This window comes from Mucilaginibacter endophyticus (assembly GCF_003351025.1).
Classification (GTDB): domain Bacteria; phylum Bacteroidota; class Bacteroidia; order Sphingobacteriales; family Sphingobacteriaceae; genus Mucilaginibacter; species Mucilaginibacter endophyticus.
Genome location: NZ_QPCG01000002.1, coordinates 1103890 through 1128719, shown reverse-complemented (window position 1 = coordinate 1128719; position 24830 = coordinate 1103890). Strand labels below are relative to the sequence as shown.

Below are 24830 nucleotides of genomic sequence, written 5' to 3'. Positions count from 1 at the left end.
AATTAAGTTTGTATTGAATTAAGAACCTATCGATATGACACAAACAAATGTTGCCGGTAACTATGCCGTTGTTAACGGCCTTAACATGTATTATGAAATTCATGGTGAAGGTTTTCCCTTGGTACTGATCCATGGCGGTGGTTCGGATATCTATGTTACCTTTGGCCGGGTGCTGTCTGCCTTTGCTAAAAGCCACCAGGTGATAGGGGTAGATATGCAGGCGCACGGACGCACACCGGACAGGGGTGTACCAACTTCATTTGAACAGGATGCCGATGATATCGCGGCTTTGCTCAAGCATTTGGATATTAAGCAGGCCGATGTTATGGGGTTTAGTAATGGCGGTAATACGGCTATGCAATTGGCCATCAGGCATCCGCAATTGGTTCATAAAATTGTGATCGCTTCTTCGTTTTATAAGCGCGATGGTTTCGATTCCTGGTTTTGGGATTTTATGCCTAACGCCTCTTTAGAGAATATGCCTAAACCGCTACAGGAGGCGTTTCTTAAAATTAACAATGACCATGCTGCTTTGGAAACCATGCATAACCGTGATCGTGACCGTATGGTGGCTTTTCAAGACTGGAGCGAGGATAGCATCCGTTCGATAACCATGCCTGCATTGGTGATAGCTGGGGATAAAGATGTGATTAGGCCTGAGCATACGCTGCAGTTATATCGCACGCTGCCTGATGCGGAGCTTTGTATCCTGCCCGGAGGCCACGGCGACTATATAGGCGAAATTGAGGATGTAAGTGAAGATGGTGACTATCCAGCAGTGGCCATTATTGAAGCATTTTTAACCAAAGGAAAAGCTTAAGCTTTTCCTTTGGTTTCTTTGCGTACAACAGGGGCTACCTTTGTGCCGTAAATTTCAATCGCTTTTAAAATATCTGTGTGCCTGGTGACACCAGTAACCAGTTGGGCTACAAAACGGGTATTGCCAAAAAGCTCGTATTGCTGCATGATCTTGTCGATAGCCTGTTGCGGATCGCCTACAACCAATGGCCCAAAATCACGGAGATATTCAAATTGTTCCCTTGTCATGGGCGACCAACCCCGATCTCGACCAACTCGCGTCATTAGGGCTTCATAGCTCGGGTAAAATTCATCAGCTGCCTGCTGTGAGTTTTCGGCCACGTAAAATTGCGAACTGATAGCCAGTTGTAGTTTACTCACATCATGCCCGGCTTTAGCTGCTGATTCGCGGTACAACTCTACAAATGGAATAAAATGTTTTGGCGCGCTACCCAATATCGCGATGATCAGAGGCAGGTTTAGCGCACCCGCCCTTTTTGCAGAAGCAGGAGTGCCGCCAACACCGATCCAAACCGGAATTTCCTGTTGGAGCGGACGGGGATATACTCCCTGGTTCCTTATCGGTGCCCGGAAGTTGCCTTGCCATGAAACAATTTCCTGTTTGTTGATCTGCAAAAACATTTCGAGCTTTTCGGTGAACAGGGCATCGTAATCATTCAGATCGAAGCCAAAAAGCGGGAACGACTCGATGAATGAGCCTCGACCCGCTATCATTTCAACCCGGCCACCCGAAACAAGATCGGCAGTGGCGAAGTTTTGGAACGTCCGCACGGGATCTGCAGAGCTTAGTACGGTAACCGAACTGGATAAACGGATGTTTTTAGTAATAGCCGCTGCGGCGGATATCAATATTTCAGGTGCCGAGATCACAAAATCGGGCCGGTGATGCTCGCCGAAGGCAAAAACATCCAGGCCAACCTCATCGGCCAATTTTACTTCTTCCAATAATTCCTGAACCCGTTTATGGGCATTTACAGCATTGCCGCTTTTACCGTCAGGATGTACCTCGCCAAAGGTGCTTATACCTAATTCCATGTATTAATAATAAAGATCGGCCGCGGCAAGCTCTTTCTTATCAAAACTTCCGGGTGCGGTAACATATACTTTAAGCGGTGCCACCCGTGTCCTGTACCTGCCTGTTGGCGGCGGTGGCGCGTTGTATATGTACTTTACCCTTATCTGATGAAAGCCTTTTGCCAGTGGCAGCGCGTATTCTGCTTCTGTTAACTGTACGCCATCAATAAATAACTGGCTGGCGGCATAATTTGCAAGGGTAAAGTTATAAGTACCATCGGCCAAAACATTCACGTAACCGTCATAAACTACGCCAAAATTGGGATTGTCTTTTTTCAGCGTTTCGGCATCCAATTTATTGATAGTTGCTGAATCCTGAGGCGCAGTATAGTTAAGCTGATCGGGTGAGGTAAATGTATTTTTAGCCCATTTATATTTAAGGCCCTGTTTATTGGCTGTATAGTTTATCGCGGGCATTGGCGCTTTATTATACATTAAAGTACGGGTAGCAATACTTCTGCGGCCGGAGGGAGTAATTACCCTTGTACGCAATTCCCGTTTTTCGTTTTGCGGGATAGAGAAGGTGATAGGCCCGTCATATTGCAGATCGGTATCCAGCGGATCGCGACCGTTAAGGGTATAATAGATCCTGGCACCCGGTACAACCGATTTTAGCGTGTAAACAAAATGAGGGCCCACCACCATGGTATCAATTGTAGTAAGCGCGGTTGGTACACGGTAATTGTAGTTCATGGCATCCAACCTCGCGAAGTGTTTAGCGAGACGTACTTCAGAAAAATTAGTATAATCCTTATTGGCAGGCTGAGTCCAGGCTACTTCTGAAAGGGCAAATACTCTTGGCATAATCTGGTATTGCAGTTTTGCCACTGTGGGTACATATTCTGTCCATAGGTTGCCTTGTGTGCCGATAACATATTTCTGCTCGTCGGGCGTCAATTGCTTTGAAACAGGATCGTAGTTGTAAGTTTCCTCTAAAGTGGCGTAGCGGCCAAATGACACCGGCTCTTGCGGCGAACTGCTTTGATAATGATCAAAGTAATTACCGGTAGTTTGCGGCGTCATGATCACATTGTGCTTTTGGCGGGCGGCGTTAATGCCGCCCTCTTCGCCCTGCCAGCTCATTACGGTAGCGTTAGGGGCAAGGCCGCCTTCCAATATTTCGTCCCAACCAATAATGCTGCGGCCTTTTGAGTTGATGAATTGCTCTATCCTTTGAATGAAATAGCTTTGCAACTCTTTTTCATCTTTCAATCCTTTCTCCTTCATCAAAGCCTGGCAAAACGCCGATTGTTTCCATGGTTCCTTGCCTGCTTCGTCGCCACCTATATGAATGTATTTGCTTGGGAAAAGCGCCATTACCTCGGTAAGCACATCCTGCAAAAAGGTAAAAGTTTGCTCGGTAGGGCAGTATAGGTTATTGATATCGCGCGGGGCTTTCTGTCCGGCTACCGTATCGCATCTGAATTCGGGATAGGCACGCAGGGCAGCTTCCGAGTGCGCCGGCATTTCTATCTCTGGGATGACGTTGATATACCTGTCGGCCGCGAATTTTACTACATCTTTAATCTGCTCCTGAGTGTAAAAACCGCCATAGCTAATCGAGTCGGGCCAGTCGCGGTTGCTGCCAAACATGGTTTGCTGACGGAAAGCGCCTACCTGAGTAAGCTTCGGATATTTTTTTATCTCGATACGCCATCCCTGCCCATCAACCAAATGCCAGTGGAAGGTATTTAGTTTATAGGAGGCAATAAGCTCTATAACTTTCTTGACCTGCGGAATGGTAAAGAAATGACGAGATACATCCAACATCATGCCCCTATACCCAAAGCGTGGTGAATCTTCAATTGCGGCACAAGGTAATTTGTAGGCGGTCGCGTTTTCAACCGGGAAAAGTTGTAGCAGCGTTTGTATACCATAGAATAAGCCTGCGTCTTTACCTACTATAACAATGTTATGCGGGGTGATGGTTAGCTTATAGCCCTCTTTAGGCAGTTTATCTGCTCCTTTAGCCGTCAAGATAAGCCCCTTGCTTTTAGCCGCCTTAAGCTTTGAATTGTATTTGGCTATTTTGAAATTGAGGTTGCGGTTTTGCTGCAGATAATCTTTCAGCCATAAAACAGCTTTATCTTTTGGATTATCCGCTTTGATTGGGGTAAGTTGATTAAAAGTAAATGTGCCGCTGCCTTTGGTAATTGAGGCAGGAGCAGGAATGATCCCTAAATGCGGATCATCAGTATTAACCTGGGCCGATACTTTGTTAGCTTGCGATAAAAAAATACAAAGGCTTATTACAGCGATAAGCTTTGCCAGGTAGTTCGGTTTAAAATTCATACGAGCGATGGTTATAAGGCTAAAAGATAAAATTAACCATTATCCTAAGCTGTAGACGGTTTAAAGTCATTGTAACAAACAATTGACGTTTAATCGTAACCTGCGTAATCCCAGGCGCTTTGATAGCCGTTTAGTTGTTCGGCATAGCTGATCATATCCGCATAAAAAGGAGCATACGCCAGCGTTGAACTATCACCTATCATCACCAGTTTCTTTCGTGCGCGGGTCATGGCCACGTTCATCCTGCGAATATCGCTCAGGAAGCCTATCTCGCCGTTGGTATTGCTACGGGTGAGGCTGATATAAACCACATCACGCTCCTGACCCTGGAAACTATCAATAGTGTTGACAGCTATTTTATCGGCGTAAATCAACAAATCCGATGAGTCCAATAGTAATTGGTTCAACACCCGAATCTGTTCTTTATAAGGGGAGATAACAGCAATGGTCGGGAAGTTTTCCGGCGAGTAATGTTCCCGAAGGTCCCCAACCAATTTATGAAGATGTTTGAACAAAAACGCGGCTTCTTCAGGGTTTGCTGTGCTTGTACCTTCCTGCTTTTCATCAAAACCACATCCGGCGGTATCCACAAAACTAAGCGGAATATCTCCCTTAAACAACAACCGGTTTGCTACCGATTCGTGTGCTTTTAACCTGCTATCATAAAACTCCTTTGATGAAAAGCCCATGATAGCCTCGTTCATCCGGTATTGTTCTTCAAGTAACACAACCGCTTCGGGATATAAGGCGGCACATTTCTCAAGCAGGGTGGTGCTCAGTCCTTCCTTTGCCGCCTGCTGCGATTTGATGGTAGGAGGGAGTTGCAAATGATCGCCGGCAAGGATCACTTTTTTTGCCTTTGATATCGGGATCCAGCAGGCGGGTTCAAGCGCCTGCCCGGCTTCGTCAATAACTATTGTGTTGAATTTTAAATCGCGGATGGTATAGTGATTGGCGCCTACAAGTGTGGCTGTAATGATCTGTGCTTTACTGATCAGGTCTTCGGCAATAAATTGTTCGGTTTTATCTACTTCTTTGATGATTTGATGTGCCGCGTCAAAAAGCGCCTTACGCTGATCGCGTTCTGCCTTACCAAAATTGCGCTTGTACTTATGCGCCATGTTTTTGTATTCAGAAGCCTGCTTTTTAAGCTTTTTGATCTCCTTCATATCGGCATGAGTGCTTATCCGGCTATCTAAAGTCAGGGACATTAGCTTTTCAGATACCCTTGCCGGGTTGCCAATACGGAGCACGTTTAAGCCTTCGTTACTTAGCTTTTCGCTCAGGAGATCAACCGCGGTATTGCTCGGAGCTACCACCAAAATCTGTTGCTTGTTATGTTTTATAAGTGCTTTAATGGCCTGCACGAGTGTGGTTGTTTTACCGGTACCCGGAGGGCCATGAACTATGGCCAGCTCCTGCGCGTCAACTATTTTTTGAACCGCTTGTTGCTGCGATGCATTTAAGCCAATAAGCGGATAATGAATGATTTCGGAAACAAAAGACGGTGCACTTTGGCCGGTTAGTACGCGGGTAAGGTGACCTTCTTTGTTATCATCAATGAGTTTTGCAGATAGTTTAAGCGCTTTCTGCATTTCATCATAGCTGTTGTCATCAAACAGCAAATCGATACCCAGTTTGCCATTACGGCTCCAGTCCGGTAGTTCGTCGGTATTGAGGGTTAGTTTTAGTCGGTTACCGCCCTGGTATGATACAGTTCCGTTTATACGATCTGTTTTGGCATCGTGATTTGAAAACAAGGCTGCCGAAGCGCCAAACCGGAACTGGTGACTAAGATCCTGGTGCGATGGCCGCTCAACTTCGACAGTGAGGTAATCACCTCTGCCTATTTCGGTGCCTTTAATGGCTATGGGGTACCACGTAAGCCCTGCCGCCCTTCGCTCAGTGGCCGAAGACGTCTCCGTTAATTTGAGGTAAGCCTGGCGGTCTTCGTCCTGCTCAATTTGTAATAGGTTAAGCAGTTTTTTAAAATAGTCCATTTTGCAAAGGTAAAGTTTGGCGTCGGCATTTATCTGATGCAATAAAACGCAAAAAGGAGCCTTTAGGGGCTCCTTTTATAAATCTTGTAATTACTTTACCAGTTAGATGCTGGTTTTAAATCAACGCCGGCTGTATTCCTGGAAAGCTCTTCGTTTATTTTGCCCAAAAAGTGCCTTGTTAATGGTTTTGAAATAAAGCTTTTAACGAAAGGGTAGGCTTTGATCCGTTTTTGGTCGGAAGGGTCAACGGAGTTTGAAATAATATATATCGAAACTGGTTTAGCCAGCGAACGGTAAATGTCGTTAAACAAATCTAAAAATTCCCAGCCATCCATTACCGGCATATCCAGATCAAGGAAAATGATATTGGGTATTTCAGCGTGCCTGTTACGGTTACTGTAAATGTTTTTGTAAACAGGCTCGGGATCCATATAAAAGCTCGCGTTAAGCCAGTTTTCTTTCAGGATACTCTTAACTGTTTCGTGAAAAATAATATCATCATCAACAATTGCTACCGAACGATGTTGATCGTCTTTAATAAGATTAAGAATGTCCTTTTTTATCTCGATAAGCAATGGTGATAAAAGCTCGGCACCACATTCAATACAATTGAGTGTACGCGATAGCGCAACTTCAAGTGGAACCTGGATTGATAAACATGTAGTATCGTTATATATAGAGGCAGCACATTCTTTATTAAAGCAGTAACATGTGATCTTTTCGGCGTTGGTCATAGTGAAGGTTTTATTTATTTCGTTCATTTATGCCTCAACATTGATGCCCTTTTGTTTGTTTGTAAGAAAATAATTACAAAATTTCTCTGTTTTTCACAAGAGTTATTGCTTTTAAATTTTGTAAGTTATTGGTAATTAATTATTTAAATCGACAAAATAGAATCGTTATTTTCTTGTACTTTGATAAGAAACACCTGCCATTGGCTGTATTTTAAATATAAATAAGATGTGCAATAGGTGCAAGTGTGTCTTTTTATACCCCGTCTGTATACTTAAAATAACAATTACCTCAGTTTTTTCCCGGAAATGCAATATGAATGAGGATAAAACCACGGCTGCTTTTTTTTGTTATATTAGGACAATAAACTATTAACATGAGCCGGTCAGTCAGCGTTTTATTTTGCATGTTTCTTTTATTGATATTACAGGCCTGCCAGAGTAACCGGCAAGCTAATAATTACAATAAAGCACAAGTAGACGATAATGGCTTGCTGTTTCTCAAAAGCGGCGAAGAATCAACCCTTGCATCAGTCAAAGCATCGGGCCTGGCCATAGCCAATTCAAAAAATCAACGTGTTATTCAGTTTGCTAAACTGATGATTGATGACCATACTATGCTGGCTGATGATTTCAAGAAACTAAAAACAGATAACCTGATTACCGATTCGGTTGCAATAAATCCTATTCACCAGCAAATGATCAATGATCTCGATGTCAAGAAAGCGGCAGCGTTTGATAAGGCATATATACAAATGGTTATTAATGATCATATAGATCAGATCGCTTTATATAAAACCATAGGGAAAGATAAAAAGAATGCTTCTCTTGCCGATTTTGCCAACAAAACCTTGCCCGGCTTACAAGCTCATTTGGATACCGCGAAGTTTATCAGCACTACTTTAAAATAACTTTAATTGCTGCTCAACCGGTGGTTTAGCTTTTCCAAAAACCGTACGACCGCCATATTTCCATGAATCGTTACGCTCTTTTTCAACCACTTTATCAAAGTTTGCATTGGGAGTAAAATCCTTTTCAGCTTTTTCGGCTATTTGTGAGAGGCGTTTAATAGCCTCATTTTTATCATTATTGCCCATTTTAGCTTTGTGAATAGCCGTTTGCAGGGTGTTTAAGGTTTCATCATAAACTTTGGTAGGCACGGGGAAAGGGGCGCCATCCTTGCCTCCATGCGCAAAGGAAAACCTGGCCGGGTCTTTAAACCGTGAAGGCGTACCATGAATCACTTCACTCACCAACGCCAGCGATTGTAGTGTGCGTGGCCCTAAGCCTTGCAGCAATAGCAGATCTTCAAAATCTTTGGGTTGCTTTTCGTGAGCGAGCCAAAGTACTGCACCTAAACGCTTAAGATCAACATCTTTGGCATGTACTTCATGATGACCGGGCATCACCAGTTTACTAATCTCATTGATCATGGTACCGGGATTTTCAGCCGCGATCTGCATAACACCATTGCGGGAGCTGTCGGCTTCCTTATCTGTCATGTTCAAGATATAGCCGTTGTTTTTTCCGTAGATAAAAGTGTGCGGGTCATCAACAAATGAGCTTAACTGTTCCGAATGCCAATGATAACGGCGTGCCGTGCCACCGGCATCGCTCATGCCTTGTTGCACTACGGCCCATTTGCCGGTATCGCTTAAAATAAAATTATGGGTATAAAGCTGGAAGCCATCCTGAATAGCGGTATTATCAACCTTAGCACTAAGCTTACTGCATTTTACCAGGTAATTACCGTCGAGCCCGGTTGTTTCGCCTACTTTTAAAAGCTCGGCCGGTGTTTGGGTAGAGTGTTTGCCTTTACCCCCGCAAATATAAATGCCCAGTTCGCGGCTATGTGGATTGATAGATTTTTTCAAAGCACCCATTACCGAAGTGGTTATGCCCGATGAATGCCAGTCCATACCCATAACGGCACCTAAACTCTGAAACCAAAACGGATCGCTCAAGCGCCGAAGCACTTCATCCTTACCATAATCCATCACTATGGTTTCCACCACGGCAAGGCCAAGCTTAGCCATCCGCTCAGCAAGCCATTGCGGTACATAGCCATAATGTAAAGGTAAGTCAGCACTGCCCGATCGCTTCATGCTAACAAAGTTAGTAAATTTTGACCGTTGATTTTATTGATTACGCTAATTTCGTTGATTTTTTGAACCTTCATTAAGCAGATTTAATGATTTACAGGGTTCCGACTGCTTCGGTCTACGCAATCAAAATCTTGTCTTACGGATAAACCCACGTAATCCTGGTTAAGGTTTCAGCGAAATCAGCGTAATCAATAAAATCAACGGTTAATCTTCCTCAGCCTCGCCGACATAAAGCCCATCAATATCGGCTGCGTATTTTTTCTCGATGACTTTGCGTTTGGCCTTCATGGTAGGGGTGATCTCGCCTTCTTCCATGCTGAATGGGTTGCGTTTTACCTTGAATGATTTAATGCGTTCAAACTTTGCAAGTTCATTGCTGTACTTGCGGATGTCGGCACCAATCCAGTCCACAATTTCTTTGTCGTCAACAAATACCTCAGTACGTTCAAAAAACTCGTTTTGGAGGTTGAAGTTTTCCTGCAAGGTTTCACGGGCAGGAACAATGATGGCGGCGATATATTCGCGTTTATCTCCAACTAAAAATACCTGCTCAATTTTAGGGCTTTTGAGGTAAGTGTTCTCTACTGGGGTTGGATAGATATTTTTACCGTACGCGTTAACCAGCATGTTCTTTAGCCGATCAGTAATTTGAAGGTTGCCACGGAAAAAGCGACCGATATCGCCGGTGTGAAACCAGCCATGGCTATCAATTACGGTGGCGGTTTCTTCAGGTTTGTTCCAGTAACCTTTCATTACGCAATGTCCGCGTACAATGATCTCACCTTCCTCGGTAAGGGTATCTTCTTTAAAATTATCGTGTGTTTGAACAGAGTAGATCTGTTTGGTATCTACATTTTGAATAGCAACTTCAATACCCGGAATAATACGGCCAACGGTACCGTAAATCACCCTATGGCGTTCGGTAACTGCCATTACCGGCGATGTTTCTGTTAATCCAAAACCTTCCAATATCACGATACCGAGGTCGCCAAAAAATTCTCCGATGTTTTTAGGCAATGCACCACCACCAGATACCATGAACTTTAATTGCCCGCCGGTTTTTTCCTTGATCTTGCTAAATACCAGTTTTTCGGCAATACCATGCTGCGCTTTCAGTATAACATTAGGCGATTTACCTGCTTCCTGTGCCAGGCGTACTTTTTTGCCAACCTCAAATGCCCACAGGAAGATCTTGGTTTTAAGGCCACCGGCAGATGTACCGCTTTTGATGGCCCGGTCATGAATGCGCTCCAATAGCCTTGGTACACAGCAAAGTATGGTAGGTTTAACCTCGGTCATGTTTTTGGCCAATAACTCCAGGCTTTGCGCGAAGGCTATTTGTGAACCCTGGTAAATGGCTATATGGTAAATGGTACGCTCAAATACGTGCGATAAAGGCAGGAACGACAGGAACCTGTCTGTTTTTTCAACAAACGGGATCTGGATCAGGCTGTTGATTGCGTTTTGGGTAAGGTTATGATGCGTTAGCACCACACCTTTAGGTACGCCTGTGGTGCCCGAGGTATAAATAAGGCAAGAAGTATCTGTTGTTAAAATGGCTTCACGGGCTGCATTTATAGCAGAACGGTATTGCTCAACCAATTTGCGGCCTTCGGTTATAACTTCATCAAAGCTAATAACACCGGCATTGAGGTTTACTTTATCGCTGAATTTTTCAAAATCATCAAACGCAGGGATCAGGCGGATCAGCTCGGGGCAATTGTTTGCTACTTTTAATACTTTCCTGAACAGGAACGGATTACCGCAAATGATGGTACGTGCTCCCGAATCGTTCAGAATATACTCGATCTCATTTTCGGTAAGGGTTGGATATATCGAAGTATTAACTGCGCCTATCTGTTGAAGGGCCTGATCATAATAAACATAATTCGGACCGTTTTCGATGATAAGCGAAAGCCTGTCGCCTTTTTTTATTCCGATATGCAGGAACCAGGCCGAAATAGCGTCAACCTTTTCTAAAACCTCACCATAGCTGATCTCAACCCAGGTATCTTTAACTTTATGCAACAGGAAAGTATGATCTAAGGGATGGATATTGGCAACGGTATTGCGAATGAAACTCGGAACAGTTGAAAGCTCGGTATTGTTAGTCATTTATATAATTGGATATTGGAAACAAACTTATAGTATTTAGCAACAAAAACCAATGCCGATTATTGTTTAAGTTGTTTCATGCTATTTGTTAAAAAATCATATTGTTCATACACAGGAACAATTTTTCTTGAAGCCTTTTCGATGCTTTTTCCTTCCACTGTCCAAAGAAATGGATAGAAGCTGAAAACCTGATCAGGTGATAGTTTTTTGAGGTCTTGCTGCCAGCTTTTCCATCTCAGGTTGCTGTAAAATTGGTTTATATTTCCGGCAAAGCAAAAGCTGAGGAACTGCGAATAACCGATATTTAGCGCTTCCCATTTCAGCTGATCCGGAGCTAAATAATAGATTTGTCCGAGATCCTGGCCAAATTCACCTCCGTTAATCGCGAAGAATCCTCCAACAGCATCATCAGCTATTAATAAAAAGTTTGGCTTTTCTCCAACCTCTTTAAACGTTTTGCCTTTATTCCATCCAGGCAGGCTACGGTTTAACTTTTGATTTCCCGACCCTAATATTCTAATCCATCCGTGGTCTATTAATATTCCCCCGGTAAAATAAACTACTGCGCCCATATATGAATGGGTAGTTACCTGTGTTTGATAAATAGCCACTTTATTTTGGCCTACGTTTACGGGCAGTAATTCTACTTTATTTTTTGCGCCAGCAATTTCCTGCTGTAGCAGAGTCCATGCTGATGTATCACTGGTTAACTCTTCTACAGTACGCATTTTAGTTTGACCGAATAGGCTTGGGGATAAAATGACTATACAAATAAAGATGACGATATGCTTCATGAAAGGTTATGATGACAAATATATCAAAGACCTCGACATCAATTTGTAATAATATTGCTGTGATGATTTTGCGCATAACCATTTATGCCCACACTTGTTAACTTGTACAAAAACAACAACCATGAAAATAATTATCATTGGTGCCTCAGGCACAATAGGCAGAAAAGTTACGGAGGCGCTGGAAGGAAAACACATCATTATCACCGCGGGTTCAAAAACAGGCGCTTTTCAGTTAGATATTACCTCTCCGGAGTCCATTGAGGCATTTTTTGAAAAGGTTGGCCCGTTTGACGCCTTGATAAGCACTACCGGCTCTGGCCATTTTGGTCCGCTGGCAAGTACGAGTCCTGCCGATTTTAAAAAAGGTATTGAAAGTAAGTTGCTTGGGCAAATCAACCTGGTATTGATAGGTCAGCATTATATTAATGCCAAAGGCTCGTTTACCCTTACCTCGGGCATTCTTTCTGAGGATCCGGTTGTAAACGGTGTGAACCTGGGCGCTATAAACGGAGGATTAAATTCTTTTGTTATTGGTGCTGCTATCGAACTGCAAAATGGTGTAAGGATTAATGTGGTGAGTCCGGGTGTTGTTGAAGATTCCCCTGGCTTTTTTGAATATTTCCCGGGACATGAGCCGGTCGCTATGGATAAGGTGGCCAATGCTTATTTGAAAAGCGTGCTTGGCGCGATTACAGGGCAAGTGATCAAGGTGTTTTGATAAAGCCAACGCAGACTTACGAAGTTTTTAAAACTTCGTAAGTCTGGTGCTGAAAACTTTCCTTATCTTCACTTCATAATTACTATATCCACATATAAAACAAGGGTCGCCTAAAGGCCCGGCCTGTTGATACAGGTTTGGTGACACGCTGCTTTCGCGGCAGTGTTTAGTATTGTCTTAAAATTTCCGATCTATTTTTATTTAACCTGTAATGAAAATTACTCCAATATTGGCATTGGGCATGTGCTGCATTTTGATGTGCGCTGCTCAATCCGCAAAATCGCATACTTATATGGATACCATAACTAATAAAGAAAAAGTACTATCGTTTTATAAACAAATAGTTGGGCAGCGCAAAATAGAGCTGATCCCCGAATTTATCATTGAAAATTATAAACAACATAATCCTACTGTTAAGCAGGGTAGGGAGGGTGTAACCGAAATGATCAACTATCTAAAAAAACTGCCGCCGCCACCTGAGGATGCAAAATCACCCATTGTAAGGGCAATACAGGAAGGTGACTTTGTAGTTACCCATCTTGATGTTCAATTTATGGGAAAACGGATGGCTGTGATTGATCTGTTTAAGTTAAAAGATGGCATGCTTATCGAGCACTGGGATGCTATACAGTCACTACCTGATGAAAGCGGGAAGTTAGTCACCGCTACCAATGGCACAATTGATATTGATCACAGTGTTTCTGCAGAAAGTAGCAAACTTATTGTTGAGCGATTTTACAAAGCAGTAGTAGATAGGAAACCAACTGATCAGTTTGTTGATAAAGCATATGTTGAGCATGATGCATCGTTGATTGCATCCGGGAAGAGATTAGCTGGCTACCTTGCCAATTCTGAAATGTCTGTCAAAATCCATCGAATTATAGCCGAGGGCGATTTTGTTGTGGTTCAGTCTCAGTTGAACAAGGATGACAAGGCCTTTATGTTTTATGAGATCTTCAGGGTAGCAAACAATAAAATTGCTGAACATTGGAGTGTGGAGCAGGCTATACCTGATGGTGTAACAGCCGAAGATATGTTTTAGGCAGTTCAGCTGAAAGCTGAACCTGTAATCAACCACGGGCTGGAAGCTCGCGGCAGTTAAGATGGAGACTCGCGGCAGTAAACCGACAAACAAAAAAGAGGCGCTTTAGGCGCCTCTTTTCAATTATTTTAAGGTTGAATTTATACCGAAAAACTTTCGCCGCAACCGCATGTACGGCTGGCGTTAGGGTTGTGGAAATTGAAGCCCTTGCCGTTAAGGCCGTCTGAAAAATCGAGTTCTGTACCGGCAAGGTACAGGAATGATTTCATGTCAAGCGCCATACGTACGCCCTGGTCTTCAAAAAACTGATCGCCTTTTTTCTCTTCGTTATCAAAATCAAGATTGTATGATAAACCAGAGCAACCACCGCCCTGAACAGACACACGCAGGAAATAAGAGGCATCAAGTCCTGCATCCTGCATCAGGTGTTCTATTTTGCTTTTTGCTTTATCAGTTACAGTTACCATGTTGTTGGTGAATAGTGAAAGGTGAGTAGTGAATAGTTGTATTGGGAGTTAACCACTCACCTTCCACAACTCACCACTCACTTAATAATTAATGATGTACTTTTTCGCTTTCAATTGGCGCTAAGCCGTTTTTTACGCGGAAGTCATTGATCGCTGCTTTGATAGCGTCTTCAGCTAATACAGAGCAGTGAATTTTTACCGGTGGAAGGGCAAGCTCTTCAACAATATCCATGTTGTCTATTTTCATAGCATCGTCAATGCTTTTGCCTTTAAGCCACTCAGTAGCCAATGATGAAGAAGCGATTGCAGAACCGCAACCGAAAGTTTTAAATTTTGCATCGGTGATAACATTGTTATCATCAACCTGAATTTGCAAACGCATTACGTCGCCGCACTCAGGTGCACCAACTAAACCGGTACCTACTTTGTGGCTGCTTTTATCCAAAGTGCCCACATTGCGGGGGTTAGTGTAGTGATCGATTACTTTATCTGAATATGCCATTTTTTTAAAGTTCTAAGTCGTAAGTTATAAGTTCTGAGTCTTTGAAACCCTTATATATCAAATCGTAAATGGAAAATCCGAAACCGGACATCCCAAATCCGAAATCAAATTAATGTTCTGCCCACTCAATTGAGTTAAGGTCGATACCTTCTTTAAACATTTCCCATAGTGGTGAAAGTTCGCGCAGGTGGTTAACCGCGTTTTTGGTTACTTCTACAGCGTAATCAACTTCTTCTTCGGTAGTGAAACGACCTAAGCCGAAACGGATAGAAGAGTGAGCCAGATCATCAGAAAGGCCTAAGCTTTTCAATACATATGATGGCTCCAATGAAGCAGATGTACAAGCCGAACCTGATGATACAGCCAGATCTTTCATGGCCATCATCAAACCTTCACCCTCAACATATTTGAAAGAAATGTTAGCTACATGTGGTAAGCGGTGTTCAACATTACCGTTCACATAACTTTCTTCCAATACAGTTAAAGCTGATTGTAATTTATCACGTAAAGCCGAAAGGCGTTTTGCTTCGCTTTCCATTTCCAGGCCACAAAGTTCACAGGCTTTACCTAAACCAACAATGCCCGGTACGTTAAGGGTACCTGAACGCATACCGCGTTCGTGACCGCCACCGTCCATCTGAGCAGTAACTTTAACCCTTGGTCCTTTACGGCGTACGTATAATGCGCCAACACCTTTAGGGCCATATATTTTGTGAGCTGATAACGCTAATAAGTCGATACCGTCAGCGTTTACATCAACAGGGATCTTACCAACTGCTTGTGTTGCATCTGTCATGAACAAAGCACCGTGTTTGTGGGCAATAGCAGAAATTTCTTTAACCGGCTGAATCACACCAATTTCGTTGTTACCATACATGATAGATACCAGAATGGTTTCCGGGGTCATAGCCGCTTCAAGCTCGGCTAAGTCAACAAGGCCGTCTTCTTTAACAGCAAGGTAAGTTACCTTACCACCCAGTTTTTCAACGTGTTTGCAGGCGTCAAGCACTGCTTTGTGCTCAGTAACCGCGGTTATGATGTGGTTACCTTTGTCTTTGTACATTTCAAACACCCCTTTAATAGCAAGGTTATCTGATTCTGTAGCACCAGAGGTAAAGATGATCTCTTTTTCAGATGCGCCGATTAATTTGGCTACCTGTTCGCGTGCGTAATCAACTGCCTCCTCAGCAACCCAGCCAAACGCATGGTTACGGCTTGCCGCATTACCAAATTTTTCGTTAAAATATGGTAACATAGCCTCCAGTACCCGTGGGTCCATTGGTGTAGTTGCGTTGTTATCTAAATAAATTGGGATATTCATAGTCCTTTTGAAATATATTAACAAAACAAAGATACGCAAGTTTTTATCTAAATTCAGCTAAAAACCTTCGCAAATAATCAAAGCTGACCAATAATTTACAATATTTGGACATGGGCAAAGTGGTACACACAGATATGGTGCTTAACAGTGTTAAGTAAGTCAGTGGGCCCCGTTTAAAAAACATGTATATCCTAATAAAAAAATATACCCGGCGAAATGACTTTGGATGAAGAACTTGATTTGTTTCAATCCAGGAATCAATTGTTGATTCCTGGTGATTTACGATCTTATTTAAAACTCACTGATGAAGAGATTGATGCCTACAATGAGGATATGTTTGCGTTTTTTAAATTTCCTGAATTTAAAAGTGTAAAGGAAGTGGTGGGTGATTATGGTGGAATCCCGGATTACAGAAATATAGTTAATACTTTACCGTTACATGAAAACTGCTTTGTATTTGCAGAGTATTCGATATATGTTATGGTATTTGCAATCAGGTTGTATGCACATGATAGTAACAAAAATGAAGTGTATGCAATTTGTGGCTGCGCTTATGAAGTTGTAGCAAATTCGTTTGATGAGTTCATTGCGCGTTATAGAGAAGATATAGGTAATGTGTTTATTTAGTTTATGGAATTAGGAATCGAAAGAAATAAGAGCAATATTTTCTATAAATTCTTAAATGCTACGGATTTTAGTCCGGAAATATATAATAAGTTTCTGATAGGCGAGTTTTATAAATTGTTCATAATCAATTTTTTTAATCCGATTCTTTGCTTTGCAATGAACCTTAAACCATAAGTCATTAACTATTTTTAATTTGCTTTTCCAGTTTTCACTTTTATTATTACATTTGCACCTCTTTTAAGTAAAGTACAGAAGGTAAGTTTATATAATATAATGAAAAAAGATCTGCATCCATCAAACTACAGATTAGTTGTATTTAAAGATATGTCTAACGACTACTCTTTTATCACTAAATCTTGCATCGATACCCGCGAAACCGTTAAATGGGAAGATGGTAACGAATACCCATTGGTTAAATTAGAGATTTCTCATACTTCGCACCCGTTCTACACCGGTAAAATGAAACTGGTTGATACTGCAGGTCGTATCGATAAATTCCGCTCACGTTACAACAAAAAGTAATTTTTGTTCAAACAATATTTGTAAGTCCCGGCTTTGCAGTCGGGACTTTTTTTATTTTTGCGCCATGGCAATTATCCTTTTTGACGATAACGCACATCAGTCGCTGCTGCCCCTTACCTTTACCAGGCCTGTAGCCGATCTTCGTATTGGCATACTTACCATTGCCGAAAAATGGGCTAAGCATTTAAAAAGCGCATATTCTTTTAAAACGCTTGACTATCTTAAGGTAAAGTTTCCGGTAAATATTGAAGCTGATAACGTTTTTATCAATGGTGCCATATGTCCGGATGAAAACCTGATTGAAGCAATCAGCAAGCTGCAAAGCGGGCAGGCGCTTAAGTATAACGATCTGTTAATAGCAGTCAACCTTAATGCCTCGGAAGCGGAAAGCTTTAATGCCGATGCTGAATTTAGCGATATTATAAACTATCCTAATCTTTTTGTATCGATAAAATATCCTGAAGATATTTTCAGGAAAAATGACATCGAACTTCGTAAAGATTTTCAATTGCTTACCAGAGGCCGCACAAGTGCAGCCATTAGCGCCACAAACGTTGTTATTGGCAATGATTTTTTTGCCGAAGAAGGGGCTGTTGCCGAGTGCTCAACTTTTAACACCACTAACGGGCCCATCTACCTGTCGGCTAATACCGAGGTTTGGGAGGGCACACATATCCGCGGACCGTTTGCCATTTGCGAACACTCGCAGGTTAAAATGGGTACTAAAATTTATGGCGCAACAACAATTGGCCCGTACTGCCGGGTTGGGGGGGAGATAAATAACTCGGTGATCTGGGGATATTCGTCAAAAGGGCACGAAGGTTACCTGGGCAACTCGGTTTTAGGCGAATGGTGTAATATTGGTGCGGATACCAACAACTCCAACCTGAAAAATAACTACGCCGAAGTAAAGCTTTGGGATTATAGTACCCAGCGCTTACGTAAAACCGGTCTGCAGTTTTGTGGCCTGATCATGGGCGATCATGCTAAATCCGGCATCAATACCATGTTTAATACCGGTACCGTAGTGGGCGTGGGGGCCAATGTTTTTGGGGCAGGCTTTCCAAGTCACTTCGTTCCTGATTTTTCATGGGGCGGGGCGCAGGGCTTTGAAGTTTATCTGATCAATAAAATGTTTGAAACCGTACAGAAAGTGTTTGACCGCCGTGAGCACCGCGATTTTGACGAAACAGAACAGAATATATTAACAGCCATATTTGAACTAACAGAAGAGTACAGAAAGTTTGGTGAGTAGTTATTGGGTTGATTAGGCGAGTAGCTTTCCGCTTATAATAACCCAAATAACCACTTACTTAATCAGCTTAATAACCTTCCACACTAATAGAAACAACTAAAAATAAAATCATGAGAAAGAAAATCGTTGCCGGAAACTGGAAAATGAACCTTGATTACAATGAAGGTTTAGCTTTATTTTCAGAAATCATCAACATGGTTAAAGATGAGGCTACCGGCACGCAGGAAGCAGTGATCTGCAGTCCGTTTATTCACATCCATAGCCTGGTACAATTGGCTAAAGGATATAATAAAGTTGCTGTTGGCGCGCAAAATGCCCACCAGGAAGAAAAAGGTGCTTACACAGGTGAAATCTCTGCTAAAATGATCAAATCAACCGGCGCCGCTTATGTGATCCTGGGTCACTCGGAGCGTCGTCAATATTTTGGCGAAACCAATGCCTTGCTTGCAAAAAAAACAGATACTGCTTTAAAAAATGATCTTCGCCCTATCTTCTGTATTGGTGAAACTTTGCAGGAGCGTGAAGCCAATACGCATTTTGACGTGATCAAAACTCAACTGGTTGAAGGTATCTTCCACCTTGATGCTGATCAGTTTGCAAAATTGGTTATTGCTTACGAACCGGTTTGGGCTATTGGTACAGGTGTAACCGCTACATCTGCACAGGCACAGGAAATTCACGAGTTTATCCGTAAGGAAATTGCCGCTAAATACGGCCAGGAAGTTGCTGATGCTACTACCATTTTATATGGCGGAAGCTGTAACCCAACCAATGCTGCCGAGCTATTTGCTCAGCCTGATATTGATGGTGGCCTTATCGGTGGTGCTTCTTTGAAATCACGCGATTTTACGGATATCGTTAAAACGTTTAATTAATATTATTTGGATATGAGATGTGAGATTTGAGTATTGAGACAATCTCGGGCTTAATTCCAAACATAATGAGCGTATGAGATGTTTATTGAAAAATAAAAATCTCATATCTCAAATCTCACGTCTCAAATCTAAAAAAGCATGAAGCTTTTAAAAGTTCTTTTACCGGTTTTGGTCGATTTTGGCGTGTTTTGGGCAGTTGTGTATTTCAATATGCCTCATCACTCCATGCGTATTGGCGAAATTGGTAACGGGAACCTGTACAGTCTCATGGCTTATTTCAGCCTTTTTTGGGGCTTGCTGCTTGTCGATGGCATTCTCACGCAATACCTGATCATTATACCACTTTGGAACTGGGTTAAGCATAAAGGTGCATCGGCCCGCTTTATTGCCGGTGCTTGCATTGCCCTGGTTTGTATATTATTTGCCGGGGGCCTCAGTTACGTTATATGGTTACCCGAAGATGGATACAGTCCGCTGTTAAGTTTTTGGTGGTATATGACAGAAATACAAGCTGTTTACTGGATGGTTAACTTTGTTGTACTGTATTTGCTCGACAGAAGGAGGACAAGCACTGATAGCGAACCGGTTGAACCCGAAGCTGAACCTGTCACTTAAATTCTCTGTCGGTCGACGGGGGTTCTGTTGAGGGTTAATGACAAAAAAATCAAAATGAATTATTACGAATTATTTTTTACAACCATCACCACCGAAGATTACCAGCAAGATTTGCTGATTAATGCTTTGGGCGAGATTGGTTTCGATACTTTTGAAGAGCTTGAGCTTGGTTTTAAGGCTTATATTCCTGAAGATGTTTTTGATCAGCAGGCGCTTGATGAGCAGTTATTGCCTTACAAAGACCTGTTCACCTTTAGCTACGAGATAACGCTTATTCCGCAAAAAAACTGGAACGAGGTATGGGAAAGTAATTTTGAGCCGATTGAAATAGGGGATAAGATCTACGTTAGGGCAACCTTTCATGAGCCTAAACCTCAGTTTGCATATGAAATAGTTATCGACCCGAAGATGGCTTTTGGTACCGGGCATCACCAAACCACGGCCATGATGCTGAGCCTGATGCTGGAAAATGAATTTGCCGGTAAAAAAGTACTTGATATGGGATGTGGTACGGGTATCCTCGCTATTATGGCCGCCAAATTAGGTGCTGATGATATCACTGCTATCGATTATGACCCTGTTTGTTACGAAAGTACTATCGAAAATTCGGCCCTGAATAATGTACCTGATATTAAGCCGCTTTGTGGTTCAAAAGAAGTTATTCCCGACGAACAATACGATACCATCCTGGCAAACATTAACCGCAATATCCTGATTGATCAGATGCAGCGCTATGCCGAAGTATTAAAAGCGGACGGTGAGATCTATTTCAGCGGTTTTTACGAATCGCCGGATTTGGATATCATTACCGACGAAGCCCGGAAGTACGGCCTGAAATATATTACCCACAAAAAGGATAAAGACTGGGTTGCTACTAAGTTTATAAAGTAGGAAGCCACAAAATTTATGTCATTGCGAGGAGGAACGACGAAGCAATCGCATGCTATACAGAGTCGCTCTGCATAGTATGCGATTGCCACGCTTCGCTCGCAATGACATATAATTGTTAATACCCCACAGTAAACCTTCTTTTTACAAACTGGTTGTTTTCCAGTTCATCCAAAATAGCAACTGCTAAATCTTCAACAGAAATTTCGTGTTCGTGCTTGTCGTTAAATACCGGCTCGTCGGTACCTGTGCGGTATACGCCTGTACGGGTGCCAGGATGTAGATGAATAGCAGGGCTCAGAAAAGTCCAGTCTAAATCATTTTCTTTTTTAATGATATTAAGATAGTCACGGGCGGCGGTAGCACCGGCTTTCCATTCGGCAGGGAATTGAGGGCTGTCAACCAGCTGTACGCCAGGGGCAATGTAAAGACTGCCTGCTCCGCCCACAACCAATAAACGTTTTACACCGGCTTGTTTAGTAGCTTGTTGTATGGCTTCAGAACCTTTGATGAAATCATTATACAGATCAGGGTTTGTCCAACCGGCGTTGAATGAGTTTACGACGGCATCATGCCCTTTTAAAACTTCTGTTAGCTCATCAACATTATATACGTCGGCGGTTTTGAGTGTTAATTTGGGGTTTTCAATATCAGTTTTTGGGTTACGTGCTATGGCGGTTACTTCATATTCGCGTTGTAATGCTTCGTTTAAAACGGCTTTACCTACAAAGCCTGTGGCTCCAATTAATGCGATTTTCATTGTTTTCTGGTTTTATATTGTAATTAAATTTGTTACAGTTTGTTTTAAATTTTTTTAATCGAATTGATTTACAAAATCAAAAATGGTTATGGTGCTCAGTTTTTTGACAATGGCAGCTTCAACATCATCGGCTAAATGATCAAGGTGGGTACCGATTTGTTTGCCAACAGGACAATCCGGATTAGGCTTGTTTTTAGCCTGACCTAAAGCAGGTGGCAACTTTACAGCTTTATAAACATCGGCAAGGGTGATTTTTTGCGGTGGGAGGGCCAGGCTATAACCGCCGGTTTTACCTTCCTTACTTTCAATAAGACCGCATGCGCGTAGCTTGCGCATCTCTTTACGCACCAGAACCGGATTTACATTCATGCTTCCGGCTACATAGTCGGACGACAGCAATTCGCCCGGCTGCTTGCAAAGCAGGGTTAATACGTGGGTTGCTATTTGAAATTGTCCGTTCATTTATCTGTAATAAAAAATATTACAGTACAAAAATGAAATTTAAATTTTAAAAAGAAGAATTTTTTACGCTTTTTTGCGCACTAAATTACAATGGGATGAAAATCCCTGGCCTAAATTATTCGGAAAATACCATGTTGTAGGTATGTTTTTGGACGATTATTATGCTTTAATTTAAAGGATTTGCCAACCGCAACAATTAACTACACTGTTAAATAAAATTTTACGCAAATTAGTTGATAATTAGCGTGATAATAAATATTATTGTAAAGTAATTAACTTTTGCGAAACCTACACTATTAATTTAACCAAATGAAAACTCTCGGAAAAAAAATCAGATTATTACGTCATCAAAAGGGGTGGAGCCAGGAGGATGTTGCAAAGAGATTGGATATTTCAATCCCCGCTTTCTCAAAAATTGAAACAGGGATAACAGATATAAATTTATCAAGGCTTGAGCAGATAGCAAATCTGTTTGAAATGTCTGTAGTTCAGTTGCTTACATTTAATGACACCGAGCAGGATCAAAAATTTGTTAACGAATTGGAAACTGTTAACAAACGCTTAATGGACCGCGAAACTGAAGTAATTGATTTGCAGAAAAAAGTAATTGAACTATTTGAAGAACTTCGACATTCAAAAGTAACCGCATAATTTGAAAAGCCCGGTTTGTGCCGGGCTATTCAAAAATGTAACGCATTGTTAAATGCCGCTTGCCAAACGTAGCGCCCACCGCTTCATGAATAGCAATCATTTTGTCGTTAAAATCGCCTACCCATGATAGTTCAAGCTCATCATAACGCTTTAATGGCAGTACATATTCCTTTAGTTTTATAAACATGGCCGATTCAAGACCGTGCTTTTGATACTTTTGTTTTGTGCCCATCACAATGGCACGCATACGGGATACGCCCTTCCACCGGTAGTATAAAAACTTAAGTTTACCAATCAGGTTGAGCTTACCGTTAAGCGGCTTTAGCATTTGGTTGGCATCTGGCAATATGATCATGAATGAAGCAGGTTCATCATCAACATAGGCAAACCAAATCAAATTTTCATCCATCAGGGGCTTCATTTTTTCAAAGCTTTCCATAATTGTATTGTAGTTTATGGGGACGAAATTTTCAAAATCCTTCCATCCGTCGTTATAAACCTCAATGAAATCGGCGGCGAACTTTTCTATTTTTTTTATTTCGAAATGCCTGAAATCATAACCTGGCTTTTTGGCTACCCAGTTAGCAATTTTAGTAAACCGCTCAGGAAATGGTTTGTGCGCGTCAACATGGTTAGTGATCTGCGCATACTGGGTTTTAAATCCGTAATCATCAAAAAATGCCTGGTAATACGGATGGTTATAGTTCATTCCGTAGGAGGGAGGTGTAAAGCCCTCAACCAGTAAACCCCAGAAATTATCGTTTTCACCGAAATTGATGGGGCCATCCATGGCCTTCATGCCGTTTTCTTTGAGCCAGTTTTTGGCGGTATCAAATAGCAGGAAGGCCGCTTCTTTATTATTAACACATTCAAAAAAGCCCATTCCGCCGGTTGGCTGCTCATAGTTGTATGCCTTTTTTTCGTTAATGAATGCAGCTACCCGGCCAATCAGTTTGCCATTATTATCTGTCAGGATCCAGCGGGTACATTTTCCATGCTGGTGAAAATTATTCTTTGCCGGATTGAACACGGCTTCGATATCGTTATCAAGCGGGCAAACCCAGTTCGGATCGTTTTTATAAATGATGCGGGCTACATCCAAAAATGCTTTTTTTGATGCTTTGTCCTGTACTTCAGTTACTTTCATTAGCGCTGTTACCGGTAGATAATAAAAAAAGCATCCAGAGGCATAGTCTGAATGCTTTACAAAATACTATATTTTTAATTATTAATAATCGTCTTCGTCTTCGTCATCAAACGACTCATAACCACCTCTGCCCAGATCATCGTCTAAAGGGCCGTCAAAGTCATCATCATCATCATCATACTTCTTCGTTGCTTTTGTTGACTCCAGATCATCATCCTCCGCATCGTTATCAGAGTCTTGGATCTTTTTAGTGTTCGGTTTCTTTGGCGCTCCCATTGTAATGGATTTTATAAATTAAACTTCGGTCAATAATAATAATTTAAATCAGATTAAGAAAAGCGTTTTTTCAAGTCCTTTATCTCTATCGATTCAATAGTAAAAATAACTAAAATTGATTTTTTTTAAAACAGAAATTAAAATTATTCTGATTGCTCGCCAATAGTGGCAGTATTGTTTGTAAAGTCCTTAAGTTGAGGTAATTCCTCAATGCTGTTTATGCCAAAATAATCCATGAACAAGTTGCTGGTGCCATAAAGGATGGGTTTTCCGAGCCCTTCCGATTTGCCGACTATAGCTATTAGCTCTTTTTCGAGCAATTTTTGGATCGAATAGTCGCAATTCACACCTCTGATCTGTTCAATATCCGGTTTGGTTACCGGTTGCTTGTATGCGATGATGGCAAGGGTTTCTAAAGCAGCCTGGCTTAACTTTTTCTTTGAACGTTGTAATTGAAGCAGGTTTATAACGGCGTGATATTCTTTCTTGGTCAAAAATTGATACCCATTGCCAATTTTCACGAGTTCGATAGCTAAGCTATGATGCTGGTATTTTTCGTGAATCCTGCTTATCGCGTCGGTTACTTCTTCGTTGGTAAAATCGCGCTCAAAAGCAGCCTGGAGGCAATACATTATCTCTTCCAATCGGATAGCCTGCTCTGACGCAAAAATTAGTGCTTCTATGTATTGTTCCATTTTGTTCAGTTGGCAGTTGATGGTTTGCAATTGGCAGTTAGTTTTGTTTCAACTGCAAACTGCCAACCGCACACTGG

General features: G+C 42.0%; 26 protein-coding genes. 11 read left to right on the top strand and 15 right to left on the bottom strand.

The genetic code is table 11. The features are described 5' to 3' along the window. Positions 1-34 precede the first annotated feature (34 nt). Positions 35-820, top strand: a complete 786-nt coding sequence (locus tag DUL71_RS12200) for an alpha/beta fold hydrolase (protein ID WP_114938315.1) — start codon at positions 35-37, stop codon at positions 818-820. On the opposite strand, the gene DUL71_RS12195 is transcribed toward DUL71_RS12200, so the two are convergent. From DUL71_RS12195 to DUL71_RS12180, 4 genes are all read right to left on the bottom strand, one after another. After that, complete coding sequence (locus tag DUL71_RS12195) at positions 817-1854, bottom strand: Atu2307/SP_0267 family LLM class monooxygenase (protein WP_114938314.1); 1038 nt, start codon at positions 1852-1854, stop codon at positions 817-819. The two genes, DUL71_RS12200 and DUL71_RS12195, sit on opposite strands and share 4 nt — an antisense overlap. 3 nt (positions 1855-1857) lie before the next feature. Next, the gene (locus tag DUL71_RS12190; RefSeq protein ID WP_161964422.1) at positions 1858-4185 is read right to left on the bottom strand and encodes a family 20 glycosylhydrolase; all 2328 of its coding nucleotides are present in this window, start codon (positions 4183-4185) and stop codon (positions 1858-1860) included. An 89-nt stretch (positions 4186-4274) separates the two neighbouring features. Next, complete coding sequence (locus DUL71_RS12185) at positions 4275-6185, bottom strand: AAA domain-containing protein (RefSeq protein ID WP_114938553.1); 1911 nt, start codon at positions 6183-6185, stop codon at positions 4275-4277. Positions 6186-6280: 95 nt separating this feature from the next. Further along, positions 6281-6946, bottom strand: coding sequence for a response regulator (locus DUL71_RS12180; protein ID WP_112571877.1), 666 nt, complete (start codon positions 6944-6946; stop codon positions 6281-6283). A 347-nt stretch (positions 6947-7293) separates the two neighbouring features. Between DUL71_RS12180 and DUL71_RS12175 the strand changes: the two genes are divergently transcribed. Continuing rightward, on the top strand, positions 7294-7827 hold the full coding sequence (locus DUL71_RS12175; RefSeq protein ID WP_114938313.1) for a DUF4142 domain-containing protein: 534 nt from the start codon (positions 7294-7296) through the stop codon (positions 7825-7827). Here DUL71_RS12175 and DUL71_RS12170 read toward each other — a convergent pair. The 3 genes from DUL71_RS12170 to DUL71_RS12160 form a co-directional block, all read right to left on the bottom strand. Continuing rightward, positions 7819-9021, bottom strand: a complete 1203-nt coding sequence (locus DUL71_RS12170; RefSeq protein WP_114938312.1) for a DUF763 domain-containing protein — start codon at positions 9019-9021, stop codon at positions 7819-7821. The genes DUL71_RS12175 and DUL71_RS12170 overlap by 9 nt on opposite strands. Positions 9022-9225: 204 nt before the next feature. Continuing rightward, on the bottom strand, positions 9226-11136 hold the full coding sequence (locus DUL71_RS12165) for an AMP-dependent synthetase/ligase (protein ID WP_114938311.1): 1911 nt from the start codon (positions 11134-11136) through the stop codon (positions 9226-9228). Between the two features lie 59 nt (positions 11137-11195). After that, positions 11196-11864 carry a DUF2625 domain-containing protein gene (locus DUL71_RS12160; RefSeq protein ID WP_114938310.1) on the bottom strand — a complete coding sequence of 223 codons (669 nt, stop codon included), beginning with the start codon at positions 11862-11864 and terminating at the stop codon, positions 11196-11198. Between the two features lie 187 nt (positions 11865-12051). Here DUL71_RS12160 and DUL71_RS12155 point away from each other — a divergent pair, with 187 nt between their 5' ends. Then, positions 12052-12648: a short chain dehydrogenase gene (locus tag DUL71_RS12155; protein ID WP_114938552.1), complete on the top strand. Its 597-nt coding sequence runs from the start codon at positions 12052-12054 to the stop codon at positions 12646-12648. Positions 12649-12859: 211 nt separating this feature from the next. Beyond that, positions 12860-13690, top strand: a complete 831-nt coding sequence (locus DUL71_RS12150) for a nuclear transport factor 2 family protein (RefSeq protein WP_114938309.1) — start codon at positions 12860-12862, stop codon at positions 13688-13690. 140 nt (positions 13691-13830) lie between these two features. Here the strand turns inward: DUL71_RS12150 and DUL71_RS12145 are convergent, their stop codons facing one another. The 3 genes from DUL71_RS12145 to DUL71_RS12135 form a co-directional block, all read right to left on the bottom strand. Beyond that, on the bottom strand, positions 13831-14157 hold the full coding sequence (locus DUL71_RS12145) for a HesB/IscA family protein (protein ID WP_090526181.1): 327 nt from the start codon (positions 14155-14157) through the stop codon (positions 13831-13833). 88 nt (positions 14158-14245) lie between these two features. After that, on the bottom strand, positions 14246-14659 hold the full coding sequence (gene iscU / locus DUL71_RS12140; RefSeq protein WP_076378185.1) for a Fe-S cluster assembly scaffold IscU: 414 nt from the start codon (positions 14657-14659) through the stop codon (positions 14246-14248). Between the two features lie 109 nt (positions 14660-14768). Next, a complete protein-coding gene (locus tag DUL71_RS12135; protein WP_114938308.1) occupies positions 14769-15980 on the bottom strand; it encodes an IscS subfamily cysteine desulfurase in 1212 nt (403 codons plus the stop codon). A gap of 216 nt (positions 15981-16196) precedes the next feature. On the opposite strand from DUL71_RS12135, the gene DUL71_RS12130 reads away from it, so the two are divergent. From DUL71_RS12130 to prmA, 6 genes are all read left to right on the top strand, one after another. After that, positions 16197-16607, top strand: a complete 411-nt coding sequence (locus DUL71_RS12130) for an SMI1/KNR4 family protein (RefSeq protein WP_112571863.1) — start codon at positions 16197-16199, stop codon at positions 16605-16607. A 273-nt stretch (positions 16608-16880) separates the two neighbouring features. Then, on the top strand, positions 16881-17129 hold the full coding sequence (locus DUL71_RS12125) for a type B 50S ribosomal protein L31 (RefSeq protein ID WP_090524811.1): 249 nt from the start codon (positions 16881-16883) through the stop codon (positions 17127-17129). Between the two features lie 64 nt (positions 17130-17193). After that, positions 17194-18384, top strand: a complete 1191-nt coding sequence (locus tag DUL71_RS12120) for a GlmU family protein (RefSeq protein WP_114938307.1) — start codon at positions 17194-17196, stop codon at positions 18382-18384. Positions 18385-18494: 110 nt separating this feature from the next. After that, the gene (tpiA, locus tag DUL71_RS12115; protein WP_112571859.1) at positions 18495-19259 is read left to right on the top strand and encodes a triose-phosphate isomerase; all 765 of its coding nucleotides are present in this window, start codon (positions 18495-18497) and stop codon (positions 19257-19259) included. Positions 19260-19397: 138 nt separating this feature from the next. Further along, positions 19398-19874, top strand: coding sequence for a hypothetical protein (locus DUL71_RS12110; RefSeq protein WP_154402368.1), 477 nt, complete (start codon positions 19398-19400; stop codon positions 19872-19874). A gap of 54 nt (positions 19875-19928) precedes the next feature. Beyond that, the gene (gene prmA / locus DUL71_RS12105; RefSeq protein WP_114938551.1) at positions 19929-20765 is read left to right on the top strand and encodes a 50S ribosomal protein L11 methyltransferase; all 837 of its coding nucleotides are present in this window, start codon (positions 19929-19931) and stop codon (positions 20763-20765) included. 115 nt (positions 20766-20880) lie between these two features. Here the strand turns inward: prmA and DUL71_RS12100 are convergent, their stop codons facing one another. Continuing rightward, positions 20881-21522 (bottom strand): NAD(P)-dependent oxidoreductase, encoded by a 642-nt coding sequence (locus DUL71_RS12100; protein WP_114938305.1) that lies wholly within the window; start codon positions 21520-21522, stop codon positions 20881-20883. A gap of 54 nt (positions 21523-21576) precedes the next feature. Next, a complete protein-coding gene (locus tag DUL71_RS12095; RefSeq protein ID WP_114938304.1) occupies positions 21577-21984 on the bottom strand; it encodes an Rrf2 family transcriptional regulator in 408 nt (135 codons plus the stop codon). A 309-nt stretch (positions 21985-22293) separates the two neighbouring features. Here DUL71_RS12095 and DUL71_RS12090 point away from each other — a divergent pair, with 309 nt between their 5' ends. Continuing rightward, positions 22294-22635 carry a helix-turn-helix domain-containing protein gene (locus DUL71_RS12090; protein WP_090524822.1) on the top strand — a complete coding sequence of 114 codons (342 nt, stop codon included), beginning with the start codon at positions 22294-22296 and terminating at the stop codon, positions 22633-22635. 25 nt (positions 22636-22660) lie between these two features. On the opposite strand, the gene DUL71_RS12085 is transcribed toward DUL71_RS12090, so the two are convergent. The 3 genes from DUL71_RS12085 to scpB form a co-directional block, all read right to left on the bottom strand. Beyond that, a complete protein-coding gene (locus DUL71_RS12085; RefSeq protein ID WP_114938303.1) occupies positions 22661-23782 on the bottom strand; it encodes a GNAT family N-acetyltransferase in 1122 nt (373 codons plus the stop codon). Between the two features lie 81 nt (positions 23783-23863). Then, positions 23864-24058, bottom strand: a complete 195-nt coding sequence (locus DUL71_RS12080; RefSeq protein WP_114938302.1) for a hypothetical protein — start codon at positions 24056-24058, stop codon at positions 23864-23866. Positions 24059-24201: 143 nt separating this feature from the next. Then, complete coding sequence (gene scpB, locus DUL71_RS12075; RefSeq protein ID WP_114938301.1) at positions 24202-24753, bottom strand: SMC-Scp complex subunit ScpB; 552 nt, start codon at positions 24751-24753, stop codon at positions 24202-24204. Positions 24754-24830 lie beyond the last annotated feature (77 nt).